Source organism: Paraglaciecola sp. L1A13 (assembly GCF_009796745.1).
Classification (GTDB): domain Bacteria; phylum Pseudomonadota; class Gammaproteobacteria; order Enterobacterales; family Alteromonadaceae; genus Paraglaciecola.
The window spans coordinates 3,680,413-3,692,785 of sequence record NZ_CP047024.1; the positions used below are offsets into that span (position 1 = coordinate 3,680,413).

9 protein-coding genes are annotated in these 12,373 nt (G+C 35.5%); 3 read left to right on the top strand and 6 right to left on the bottom strand.

What is annotated here, in order from left to right:
• The first annotated feature begins 355 nt into the window (after nucleotides 1–355).
• The 3 genes from GQR89_RS15610 to GQR89_RS15620 are packed head-to-tail and all read left to right on the top strand — an operon-like array spanning nucleotide 356 to nucleotide 3,674.
• Nucleotides 356–1,597 carry a glycosyltransferase family 2 protein gene (locus tag GQR89_RS15610; protein ID WP_158770893.1) on the top strand — a complete coding sequence of 414 codons (1,242 nt, stop codon included), beginning with the start codon at nucleotides 356–358 and terminating at the stop codon, nucleotides 1,595–1,597.
• A 9-nt stretch (nucleotides 1,598–1,606) separates the two neighbouring features.
• Nucleotides 1,607–2,695 carry a hypothetical protein gene (locus GQR89_RS15615; protein ID WP_158770894.1) on the top strand — a complete coding sequence of 363 codons (1,089 nt, stop codon included), beginning with the start codon at nucleotides 1,607–1,609 and terminating at the stop codon, nucleotides 2,693–2,695.
• Between the two features lie 52 nt (nucleotides 2,696–2,747).
• Nucleotides 2,748–3,674 (top strand): DapH/DapD/GlmU-related protein, encoded by a 927-nt coding sequence (locus GQR89_RS15620; RefSeq protein ID WP_158770895.1) that lies wholly within the window; start codon nucleotides 2,748–2,750, stop codon nucleotides 3,672–3,674.
• 152 nt (nucleotides 3,675–3,826) lie between these two features.
• Here the strand turns inward: GQR89_RS15620 and GQR89_RS15625 are convergent, their stop codons facing one another.
• From GQR89_RS15625 to gmd, 6 genes are all read right to left on the bottom strand, one after another.
• Complete coding sequence (locus GQR89_RS15625; RefSeq protein WP_233268988.1) at nucleotides 3,827–5,719, bottom strand: rhamnan synthesis F family protein; 1,893 nt, start codon at nucleotides 5,717–5,719, stop codon at nucleotides 3,827–3,829.
• A gap of 36 nt (nucleotides 5,720–5,755) precedes the next feature.
• The gene (locus GQR89_RS15630) at nucleotides 5,756–6,805 is read right to left on the bottom strand and encodes an HAD family hydrolase (RefSeq protein ID WP_158770897.1); all 1,050 of its coding nucleotides are present in this window, start codon (nucleotides 6,803–6,805) and stop codon (nucleotides 5,756–5,758) included.
• Between the two features lie 153 nt (nucleotides 6,806–6,958).
• Complete coding sequence (locus tag GQR89_RS15635; protein ID WP_158770898.1) at nucleotides 6,959–7,870, bottom strand: sulfotransferase family 2 domain-containing protein; 912 nt, start codon at nucleotides 7,868–7,870, stop codon at nucleotides 6,959–6,961.
• Between the two features lie 44 nt (nucleotides 7,871–7,914).
• A complete protein-coding gene (locus GQR89_RS15640; RefSeq protein WP_158770899.1) occupies nucleotides 7,915–10,413 on the bottom strand; it encodes a glycosyltransferase in 2,499 nt (832 codons plus the stop codon).
• Nucleotides 10,406–11,317, bottom strand: a complete 912-nt coding sequence (locus GQR89_RS15645; protein ID WP_158770900.1) for a GDP-mannose 4,6-dehydratase — start codon at nucleotides 11,315–11,317, stop codon at nucleotides 10,406–10,408. The genes GQR89_RS15640 and GQR89_RS15645 overlap by 8 nt, the downstream gene beginning before the upstream one ends.
• Nucleotides 11,301–12,344, bottom strand: a complete 1,044-nt coding sequence (gene gmd, locus GQR89_RS15650) for a GDP-mannose 4,6-dehydratase (RefSeq protein WP_158770901.1) — start codon at nucleotides 12,342–12,344, stop codon at nucleotides 11,301–11,303. The genes GQR89_RS15645 and gmd overlap by 17 nt, the downstream gene beginning before the upstream one ends.
• Nucleotides 12,345–12,373 lie beyond the last annotated feature (29 nt).

Genomic DNA, 12,373 nt, shown 5'->3' on the forward strand with positions numbered 1-12,373 from the left:
GGATATGATCAATACTCTTGCGAATGGATAAAATACTCTATATGGTTCTGCACCTCTTTTTTCGAGTAGATTGCACATAAATTTGGACATAGGGTTAGCATTAATAAAGACAAAATTTAAAGAATTAACATGTGTTAAATGCAGAACAATCGAGCGATATATCCAGATTTGCAATGAGAACGGTAGCCTAGATAACAAAGCATGAGTATTCTAGAAACCTTAACTCCAGCGAATTAAAAACGCTTTGAAAGCTTAAAAATTTAAGCCGGCTTAAAAATTCAATAAAGAGGCAATATATATTGGTAAAACTAATAGTCTCTTTGCGGAAAAATCTACAGTTTTTGGTAATTAAACAATGAATATAGCTATTTTGATGATGCAGAAAAATGAAAATGAGTTACTTAAAAAATGGATAACTTATCATTCATATTTAGTAGGGAGTTCAAATTTATTTATCTTTGACAATGGCAGTACAAATAACCAAGTTATTGAACAATTAACAAATTTTGAGAATAAGGAAGTCAATGTACTCTGGGACTTTAATAAGAAGTCAGATTATGAGCAAAGAGGCTCTATATTCTGTGACAAAATAAAAAGTTTAGATAAAGAAGATTTTTATGATTTTTACATGGTAATAGACTGCGATGAGTTCTTAGGAACAGTAGACGAAGAAGGTAATATTTGCTTTGACCCATTGTCTCTTGAGTATAGTCTTTTAAATTACCAAAGTAATAATGAGTTATTGATGATTGATAGCCAATATTATAATTCTAGTATCAGTCCATTCTGGTTTAACAAACAGCCTTACCGCAAATGTTTCTTTAAAAAAAATACAATCGCTAAACTAGACCAAGGTTTCCATCATGGCCAAGTAACGACATCAGACAAAGAAATTAGAACTAACTTAGTCCATATACATTTCCACAACAAGCCATATGAAATAGCTAAAACACATGCCAAAGAAAAGCTTACCGGACGGGTATCAAATTTCAACTTAGACTATCTAAAAAATTACAATGGTAAAGGTTTCCACCTTGTAAGATTTTTCTTACAAACAGAAGAAGAGTATATACAGAATCAAGTTACGTTAAACCATATAAAATCTATGTCGCTATATCATAAATTAAAACAGCTTAATTTAGATTGGCCTTTCTCTAGTACTATTAATGAAACTAGAGAAAAGTTAGGCCTGACTGATGATGACGATAGTTTCGAAAAAGTCCTCCCTAAATTTAGAGGGTCAATTGACTATATTGCTTTCGAAGGTGAATACCTCAAAATTAGAGGTTGGGGCCTTGTAAACTACAGTCGTCCGATAAGATACATATTCCTTCAGTTAACAAACCGAAGTCGATTCAGATTTGAAATAATCGAACGAGTAATCCGTGAGGACGTAAACGAGATGTTAAATGTAAGAGGAGGGGCATTAGGTTTTTCTGCCAGGTTGAAGCGCTCTGATTTAGAAGACTTAACGGATGTCACGGCTAGTACAGCAATAGTGACATTCCTAAACTCTGAATGCGCCTATTTTAAATTTGATATGCAAAAAAAGCATAAAGAATTTAATTATTTTTCGCCAAACAATTTAGCAGGCTAGCACTAAGTCATGAAGAAAAGTATTTATGTTCATGTTGGGCCACCAAAAACTGGTACATCTATTTTACAAAGTTGGCTAAGCCGTCACATTGACGAATTAAATGAGTCATCTAATGTTCTGTATCCTGCCCACGGAGTTGATGAAAATCAGGTAAGCTCTGGGCATAACCAGCTATTTTTAGATAAAGAAAAAGGGAAAAAATCAACTTTTTCTCATTCAAATTTCCAAAAATTATTAGATAAATTTGACGTAGCTAGTTTTGATACTCTCCTACTCAGCTCAGAGTACTTCTTCTACCAAATACCTGAATTTATGAAATATTCGGAAAAATATGAGATAAAATTTATTGCTTACGTGCGACCCGAGTATGAGTTTATCGAATCAATATATAATCAGTCAGTTAAAAGAAATCGACAAAATATGCCGATGGCGATGAGAAAAGAAATTAGATATACGTATTTAGATAGTTTAATTGAATACATTACAACCTATGGGAATCAATATTTTTTATTAAGAGCCTATGGTGTTAAAAATTTCTTTGAAAAAAATATAATTTCTGATTTTTTATCCATATTCAAGCTAGACTATTTAGTCATAGAAAATGACATAATCCCTATTATAAATTCATCTTATAGTTTTGACTGTTTAGAGTTTAAGCGCTGGACAAATAATTTCTTACTAGATGGCTTAGACAACATTCTAGATAAAAAACTGCAAGCTTATACAAAAGGCAATGAAAACTACACATTAATCCCTCACCAGACATACATTGATTATAAAGCTGGTAGCAAGAGGAAAATAACAGCGATTAATGACATGTGCCCAATCATTAATTACAACAGTTTGATTGCATATATAGATAAAACAAAAAGATCAGTTTATATGCACCAAGAACTATACGATGAACACCTAATTAAGGTGGTTAACTTTCTTACTGAAGAAGACTTTAAATTCACAAAGAAACTTTTTTTATTAATAAGCTCTCAAGATAGTTTAACAGAACAAGATAAGCATAAATTATCCATATTTAAAAAAGAATTGAGTCACGCACAGAATAGAAATCCATTTAGAAGTTTTCTGAGTAAATTATTGAGATAAAACCGACTTTGCAATAAAAGATATTTTTATTCAATTAACTAGAGATGTAAAAATGCACAACTTGAGTGAAGAAGAATGGTTATCACGCAAAGACCATATAGAACCATGGTCAGCCAACACATTTGAAAATTCCGAACAGACAAAAGTTCAGCGTGTTATAGCAAAAATGGCAAATGCAAAAATAGGCAAGAACTGCTACATAGCACCTGATTGCAATTTTTTTACAGACAAAGCGTTATTAGGTAACTCAGTTAAAATCGCATCTCTAGCTACTCTCAGGGGAAATATTACCTTAGGAAACGACGTATCAGTAAACCCACTAACAAATATAATTGGAACAGTCACTATCGGTAATGCTGTTCGTATAGCAAGTTCAGTACAGATATTCGGTTTCAATCATGGTTTTTCAAGAATTGATAAATACATTAAAGACCAGCCAATAACCTCAGAGGGTATCAATATTGGCAATGGAACATGGATAGGTGCCGGCGCTACGATATTAGATGGTGTAAGTATCGGTACAAATTGCATCGTGGCGGCCGGGGCTGTAGTAACGAAATCTTTTGACGATTTCAGTATAATCGGTGGTAATCCGGCTAGGCTATTAAAAACACGTCTAACCTCTAGTGCAAAAAAAGTGTCGTTGACCTATTCAGTTACCCCGAATGAGAAGCTAGATTTCTGTGTTGACCTACCTATCACAGGGTACTTAGATGACTCTCAAGCATCTCTCAATGGATGGTTTGCAACATCTAATTCGTTTGAAGGTTTATTCCTTATTACCGAAGGCAATAGAGAACCTATTGAATTAAATCAGAAGCGCGAAGACGTTAGGCTACATCTAGAGAAATTCAGACCTTCGCTTTCGGTAAATGGGAATATTTGTGGCTTCTCAACACCCAAACTGACTAGGAGTCATAAAATAGCGTTACAGAGCGGACGGAAGCTTGTTGAAATATGCTCTATTAACTTGCTGTAGCTAATAGAGCGAAAGTGCTTTCACCTAATATTGCGTTAACGTAAATACCGAACGCTATTTTGAACTGACGTGATAATAGCAATACAATTCGTATAATTATTCAAATATATAGTTGCTTAACTATCGAAATACTAACCACATTTCGGTAAAAATCACTCACCAAAGAACGGGTAGCGACCACAGTTCGATATCAATGATCCCCATTTCAAAATCTGGCTTTCATCTAACGGGTTAGTCAATACAACAGGGTAACCCGCCGCTTGCCACTTATCTTTTGGATGAAGAATATGCATATTAGATAAACCAAAATCTCCGCATATTTGCGCATCGGAGCGTACGCTATCACCAACATGTATATGTGATTTCCCCAACACATCGATAGCATCTTTAACATATCGCCACATTGTACCGGCGTCTTTGCGCATTCCCAGATCACTCGAAACTAATAGCTTAAAGGGGATGTTAATACCTATTTTTCGCAGCATACGCTCTACCTGCTCATGCGTATAATATATATCAGTTATAAACCATACATCACGTCCAGCGTCACTCAAACGATTCACAATATTAACCATCTCATCTTTAGGCTTGATCATCTCTAAATCTAACTCAAATTCTAGCTCTAGATACATGCATTTGTCAGTTGCAGTCCAATTTAACTCGTTTGCTAACGCGTCATAGACTTCGGTAATACTGACATCGCCTTTAAAAGACTTTAACTTTCTTAACGATAGTTCTGCGTCATTGCGAGCCGCTAAAAATGTTTCAGGGCTTTCAAAAACACCTTTTTCAGTCAACAACTTCCCTAACTTTAATTTGGCATAATCAGGTTCAGTAAAAGCCCTCCGTAGCACTGTGTCGAAAATATCAAATGATACAATTTCCACAGTATTTAACTCATTAAAAAGCGCTTCTGGATGCTTGTGGTATTGTGCAAATATTTGAGATTTATCTGACGTAAAACGCCCTGCCGGAGGATAATAAAAAAACTGCTTGTAGCCCTGCTTTTCACTTAACAGACCAACCGAACGTTCTAAAGCATGTAACCAAGAACCATCGTTAGGCAATGGTTCTTCAGGGAAATCTTCATATGTGAACGATTGAGATAAAAGAGGCAATAGTGCATCTGGTCGAGCCCAAAACATTCCACCTACAGGATAATTAACAAAGTCTTGTGAGATATCGATACCCCAACCTTCTACAAAATCATTCGCAAAAGCTTTGTTACATGTCCAGTGATTTACCCAGGATGGCATCATCCAAAACGAAGTAGGGTAATACATACCGAAATCTGGATTTTTAGCAAATAATCGTAATATCGACTTAACTGTGTGCTTGTCTTTTAGTAGATATTGATTTAAATAATCAAACCATTGTGTCTGCTCTCTACCAGAGTAAAGCGACTTTTTAGAATGCAAATGACACATCAAATCATACTCAAGTAACTCTTTGCCAAACTCCACAAGCATAGGCCCAAAATTTCTGCCTCTATTTGGGGTTACGACAACTTTCAATTTATTCACTGTACCCAATTGAGAAAATTGTCTATTCGCCTTATCAGCAATCTCGGCTGTTGATACGGCTACAAAAACATCAATGTTGATTGGGAATTTTTTTAAACATTCAGCGAATTTATCAACAAAGTCTGAGTAGAATATATGTAGGCATATCGCCACTTTTTGCTGGCGCCAACTCAACGATTCTTCTGGTACTAGCTCATCGACTGGGTTCCAACGTGATACCGCTGCAGACGACATTCGCCCTTCATAGCGACCGTGATTCATAAAATGAATCAAAGGACTTATTCCGGCATGATATATATCGGTATTAGCTCTGAGATAAGTTTCAGTATCAAATAAAGCCGAAGGATTCACATTAGCAAATTTAGACTTGTGCAGATAATCTTCAAAAGCCCTTAAAGGGTGAGAGAAATTACCATAATGCGCCTCATACCATTCAAGATTAAATAGACCTTCTCGGGTCGCCTGTTTAAACGCTTTACTCGTGCGGCGTTTCGTTTGGAGTTCGAATCTGTATTGTGCCATTCTTATTTTATGTTTTATCTTGTTTAGCATTATTAACTACAGTCCGAAAAAAGTTACTGGATTAACGTTAGGATTACCTGAAATAGCATCATCAACATCAAACATCGCCCAAGTCGCACTGGGCAACATATTACGTTTAGTCGCGTATTGCGCAAATAGCATTTCTGTTTCGCTAGTCGAATACCGGATATTATTTTTAAAAGCAAACTCAACAAAATCTATTGCGCCATCAAAGATAGCATTCAGATCTTGAAAGTTATTTTGGGCATAAGCTTTTCTCGCGAAGGTAAACTTGAACGAGCCATCCGTCTTGCTTTTGTGTATATCGATAAACTGGCCCTGGGGAGCAGTCAATAATCCTTCGAGAAATAAAGATCTGTCCAACATAAGATAACCCTCACCCATTTTCACCCCAGATTTGAACACCCCATTCATAGTCACCGTATTGCTTTGTATTATTTGCTCGCCGGATTTGGTCGCGATGAAATACATTCCGTGCGTATCAATCTCCATCATGCTAGTCAGTAATTTTTGAATCGTTCCGGAATACCCCACATCCAAAAGAAGCGGCTTTTTAGCATCAGTTAGACCAGTGCTCTGCAAGTACTCTTTGTAAAGCTGAAGAGGCTCGTGCGTCTTTTTAGTCAATGCGTCAGATGCATCAAGTAAAAAAGATTTTACCCTTTCCTTCTGGTCAGGTAACTCCCATTCGCGCTTTAACGCTTCATCATTGAAAAGCCCTTCAACTTCTCTTTCGGTTAATCCGAAACGCCTTATTAATAAACTTTTAAGCGAACCAGAAAAACTATGAGACAACGAATACTCTAATGAAAAATCATTAGCCATCCCTAAACGAAACAAAAAAGAGCGAGACGCATAGATATAATTTGAATCTAATCTTTCCATCAAAGACTTAGCAACAAGTCTCTTGTAGATACGCTGAAATAAGTATCCTTCACGGGCCAAAAAGCCTAAATAATCTATGTTGTTCTGTGAACAATAAGTACGAATGTTGAAAAAATATTCACTGCAAATTGGACCAAGAAAATTTTGTCCAAATTCGTAAAAAGAATTTTGTTTGTTCATTTGATGAATAATTTCCTTTCACTGAGTAAGATAACAGCATTACACTGATTTTATTTAGAACCGTGATAATTAGACATAATAGGCGGCAGTATAAACTCAATCTTAGTTCGAGCTGAATCACGCCTAGCAAGTAAATTTAAAGAAAGTCAACATTTAGTGTGACCATAGAAATTTATAATTGTTGCGAACCTCTGTATACTCATTTAAGTTCATAACTTTTAAACTATCAAAGCTATCAAAAAATTCTTGTTCATGCTTTAACATATTACCCAACATTTCTATTGCATAATCTGCGTTAGCCTCTTCCATTAAAAGAGTCTTATAGTCACTTTCAGCTGCGTTTCGATCGCCGCCTAAAATAGCTTTATTTGTGAATCCAAATACGTCATCAACTTTTCTGATAAAATCGTCAATACTTTCTTGCTTACCGATAATAATAGAATCTCTATTAGTTAAACGGTCTAAGTCAATGTCATCGCATTTAAATAAATATGCTAACTGTTCATTCTTTATAGATTTCGAAAACAAATTTTCATACTTCAACACGTCATATAGTGTTTTATTCTGAAGGAACTCATTCATCGGATGTTTTTGATCTCTATATTTCACGTGATTATAAAATGAAATCACTCTGTCAATAGGTCGCCTAATTACACTAACAAAAACTCTTGGTTGATTAGTAGGAAATTTCAAGAATTGACTAAGGTGTAAATGGCCTCCTAGCATTTCATAACTAGAAGACACAAAACTAGAAGTTACAAAATTAGAGATCGTGGGAAATGCTCGCATCTCGTCAGACCAAAAGTATGTACGTATGTTATTAAACAACCAACCCGTTCTTAAAAATGTACCTGCCGTTTTTGGAATATGGACAAAAACAAGAACCTTAGATGGAATTAAACTATTGTAAAATTTATTCTTAAACTCTAAAGAATTAGAAATTTTTATTAACAGTTCAGACAAATCATTGCAACTATCTACATACTGTTTAATGATCCTATGATTTTCGGGCTGCCTATTAAGCAGCCCTTTATAAACCTGTATAACTTCATTTTCTGAGATCATATAATTTTACCTACTTTTTTAGAATTAATACCTAGTAATTAAAACTATTTGTTTAAAATTGAACTCAATCTTTTAGAATATCTTTTTGAAATCGTTGTAAGGCTAAAATCACTAGTCGCAGTTTTTTTACCAGCATCAGCTTTCTTTGCCCGAAGTTTAGGATTTTCATAAGCCTCTCGAATTGCCTTAGAAGCACTTTCAATAGATGGTTCGGCCCACCGTTGTCCAGCTTTTACATATACATAATCATCGGTGTCAGCAAATTTAAGTTCATAATCGATCAACCATGAATTTTCTTGATTACAAAATTCTAAATTTCCGGAATAGTTAGTGGCGATAACTGCGACACCTAATCCCATTGCTTCAATCATACCAAAACCCCACCCCTCAGAACGATGGAGTGATACATAACAATCACAACCAGCTTTAAGCTTGAGTAGCTCTGGATAACTAAGTGTTTCATTAATAATGATGATTCTTGAATCGATTGACGTTAAGTGGTTAATTTGATCCCATATACCGATCTGCTTTTTATCCACAATAAAATCACGATTCTGCGTTTTTAAAATCATTCTAACATTCTCGTTCGATTGAAATGCTCGCTGAAATGCCTTTATAGTGGCAATAGGATTTTTACGTTCGGGAAATGAAAACGAATCGAAGGTGACTAAGAAAACGGTGCTACTTGATTCAATTGAATATCTTTCAGACAGGAAACTCTTAGCACTCTGCTTATTAATCGGCTCACTTGGTTCATAAGCCATTCCAACGTTGGTAACTGGCTTATCAGAAAATGGTTGGTATTGCTTGACGCCGTAGTCAGTAGAAACCCATATTTCATCTACTAACTGCATCGCTAAGCGATGGCAGGCAGCTGGTGAATCTAGCTCCCAATAAAAGTATCCAATGTTATAACTATCAGAGAATACATCGGGATAAAATGCTAATAAAGTAGGTAGTGACTCTGCATTCAAATGGATTAAATTCACCTTTGATTTAGCTAAAGTACCTAGCAACCTAGTTGAATTAAACCCCTCTTTTGCGGGATTATCTAATCCAAAATCAACTAAATTCACTTTTAAATTGGTTTTTGCAAGAATATCGGCGCTGAGCCTAGTGGCCTGACCTAGTCCAGACGCTTTATTGATAGGTCCAATAAGCTGCACATCAAACAACTCACTCTGCTCTGATGAATCCACAATATATTTGTTTGATTCTATTCGGTTCCCAACAGAGTCTATCGACGAATAGGAGGAATTATCTAAATTAAATCCTTTTGACAAAAGGATTTTAGAATAATTTGCTTTAGAAAAATTATCTAGCGGCAATGAATCAATCTTATTGAGTCCCCCGCAGTTTTCTAATATTAGCTTTTGAAGTAGATTGAGTTCACCGTCTACGCTACTAAAATAACTAATTATTATTTTTTGTGGTACAGCACAAAGTAAAATAGGTTCCTCAATCGCCTTCATTAGCAACACGCCATAATATACTTTCCGATCGAATTCATTATCTAAGTGTAGAAAATGGAGCGAAACATCTCTATTAAAGTAATGCTCAGACATCAATGTCAACGGTGTAGGCTTCGTCATCCATTCTGTATTCATAGAAGACATTAAAGCTTTATAGCTTTTCGGTATAAGGCAATCGTCTACATTTAGCTGAACCGATACTTTGCAGGTCCAATCAAAAACCTGAGCAGTATACTGCGCAACATCATTTAAAACGGAACTAAAATTAATATTTGGATTGTGCTTTAAAATATAGTAAAAATGAACTCTAGATAATTGAAATGTACAACCAGGTAATATTATTAGTTCATTTAAATACTCTAAATCGATTCGACTAAATGGTGGCTTTAGAAACTTACGTTGAGTGCCATTATAAAATTCAACATACCACATATAAAAATTATCGATATCAACAGTATTAGTATTAACATCAAACATTTTTTCAGCTCTAAATCTATGCCGACAAAATTCAAGGTAGGGGCTTAAAGATGGTTTTCTTTGAAAAGTATAATATTCCGAAGCATCAGATTTATTAGCTGAATTTACGAACATTTTTTCTAATAGTGGCGTAGTAACTTTTGGAGTCAGACTTCTTTGAAATGAGCTTTTAGGGATATCAAGCAATTTATCAAACTCTATGTTAGCTTCCTGAGTAGCACAAATATACTCTTCAGCAATAGCCCCAAAAAGTTGTTGCGCTTCTTTATTTAAAATACCATTACTCAAATTTACTTCAGCAATCAAAAAGCCATTTATATTTTCAATGAATAGAGAAACTCCCTTTTTAGATTCCTTTGCGAGATTTAAACTAGCGTTACTGATAGAGAAATCAAAACCAAATTTCCCATCGGCAATTCCACTATCTTTAAGGTCTGATCTAAAATTATCCGCTACCACCTGTTTAATGATCAAATCACCGATAGCAACAACTATATTGACGACTGAATTCGATGTAACTTCACGAGCCCAACCGATAAACCTATTTTTTTCGACTGCGTCCAAAAAGCCTTGATATTCTTTATTTTCAATCATCTTTTATTCCGTTTAAATACATATCTTCTAATATCCGTGCCAATTTTTTTATATAAAGCTTGGGGACTATCGTTAATAACTTGCTGTTATCACCGGTGATTTTTTTTACCTCATCAGCTCTAACAAAATCCGAATTGACACATATTTCTATCTTATAACCGGCGAGTTCTTCTAAAGTTTCAATTATCTCCTGTAAAGAATAGCTATGACCACTGCAAACATTGATGATTTCACTTTTGACATCGGAATTTAAAAGGCTAGCGTACGCTTGAACCACAAATTCGACGGACGAAAAATCACGGTAAACATCGGTGTTACCTAATTCAATTTTTTTCTTACCATTTTTGAAATGAGCGACTATTTTAGGAACTAAGAAATGCTCTGCTTGGCCTACCCCCGTATAATTAAAAGGTCTAGTTATTATAATAGGTAGCCGATTAAAGTAATTTGCTGTTATTTTTTCCATTGCCATTTTGCTGCAAGCGTAATGATTTACAGGCTCTGGTGATATATTTTCAGATATCTGTTCCGCAGATGAATTTCCGTAGACATTAGCACTGCTGGATATAATTACTTTTCTTAAAGATAGGCCCGAGTCTATAATACTCTGTAGCAAGCACTCTGTGCCCACTACGTTAACACGATAAAACTCAGTAGGGTCTGAGTGAGCAACAAAAGAAATAGCGGCTAAATGAATAATGTAATCAGGCTTAACTAAATTTATTACCTTACTTACAGCTAATGAGTCAGTAATATCCATTACATAGCTATTTTTGATATTGCAGCGGGAGTGTGTGGTACCGAACACACATATCCCCTGATTTTCAAGCGTCTTTTTTAGGTACTGACCGGTAAAACCGTCTATACCGGTAATTAAAGCGGTTGGTTTAGAATGAGAATCCAAGTTTATTTCTCCTAATATCAGCCTCTACCATCATATTACAAAGTTCTTCCAAGTTAGTCGTCGGCTTCCATCCCAATTCCTTCTCAGCTTTAACAGGGTTACCTATAAGTAATTCAACTTCAGCGGGACGATAGAATTTAGGATTAATTTTCACTACAACTTTGCCACAAGCAGTATCTGTAGCAAATTCACTTTCTTCTTTACCTGACCATTCTATATTGATGCCTGCAGCTTTAAATGACATAGTCACAAAATCGCGAACAGTTTCGGTGCGGTTTGTGGCCAAGACATAGGTATCAGCCTTGTCCGCTTGTAACATACGCCACATACCTTCGACATAATCCTTTGCAAACCCCCAATCACGTTTAGCATCGATATTACCCAACTCTAAGACATCAAGTTTACCTAACTTAATTTTCGCCACGCTGTCGGTAATTTTTCGAGTAACAAACTCTCTTCCACGTAACGGTGACTCATGATTGAATAAAATGCCACTCGTCGCGAAAATATTGTATGACTCACGATAATTGATTACCATCCAATGAGCATAAAGTTTAGCAACACCATAAGGACTTCTTGGATAAAATGGGGTCGACTCTACCTGAGGAATTTCCTGTACTTTACCGAACATCTCAGAAGTTGATGCCTGATAAAAACGAATGCCTGAATCGACAATACGAATAGCTTCTAATAAATGCACAGGACCAATTCCTGTAATTTCAGCGGTGGTCAACGGTTGATCGAACGAAACACCAACAAAACTTTGAGCAGCTAAATTATATACTTCGTTAGCTTTAGTATCTTTCAACAAACGAATACTCGAAGACAAGTCGGTTAGGTCATATTCAACAAGCGTTAAATTGGGGTGTTCTTGCAAACCCAATTCGTCTATACGCCAAAAATTAACTGAACTAGTTCTACGGTACGTACCAAAAACTTTATATCCTTTATCGAGCAATAACTCAGCTAAATATGCCGCATCTTGGCCTGTGATTCCGGTTATAACTGCTACTTTATTTTTATCCATAATTGTCTTCTTTTTTCGTTAGTGATGTG

Bases quoted from the DNA above. Each gene is read 5' to 3' on its own strand.
- GQR89_RS15610 (WP_158770893.1), top strand. From the start codon at position 356: ATGAATATAGCTATTTTGATGATGCAGAAAAATGAAAATGAGTTACTT.
- GQR89_RS15615 (WP_158770894.1), top strand. From the start codon at position 1,607: ATGAAGAAAAGTATTTATGTTCATGTTGGGCCACCAAAAACTGGTACA.
- GQR89_RS15620 (WP_158770895.1), top strand. From the start codon at position 2,748: ATGCACAACTTGAGTGAAGAAGAATGGTTATCACGCAAAGACCATATA.
- GQR89_RS15625 (WP_233268988.1), bottom strand. From the start codon at position 5,719: ATGGCACAATACAGATTCGAACTCCAAACGAAACGCCGCACGAGTAAA.
- GQR89_RS15630 (WP_158770897.1), bottom strand. From the start codon at position 6,805: ATGAACAAACAAAATTCTTTTTACGAATTTGGACAAAATTTTCTTGGT.
- GQR89_RS15635 (WP_158770898.1), bottom strand. From the start codon at position 7,870: ATGATCTCAGAAAATGAAGTTATACAGGTTTATAAAGGGCTGCTTAAT.
- GQR89_RS15640 (WP_158770899.1), bottom strand. From the start codon at position 10,413: ATGATTGAAAATAAAGAATATCAAGGCTTTTTGGACGCAGTCGAAAAA.
- gmd (WP_158770901.1), bottom strand. From the start codon at position 12,344: ATGGATAAAAATAAAGTAGCAGTTATAACCGGAATCACAGGCCAAGAT.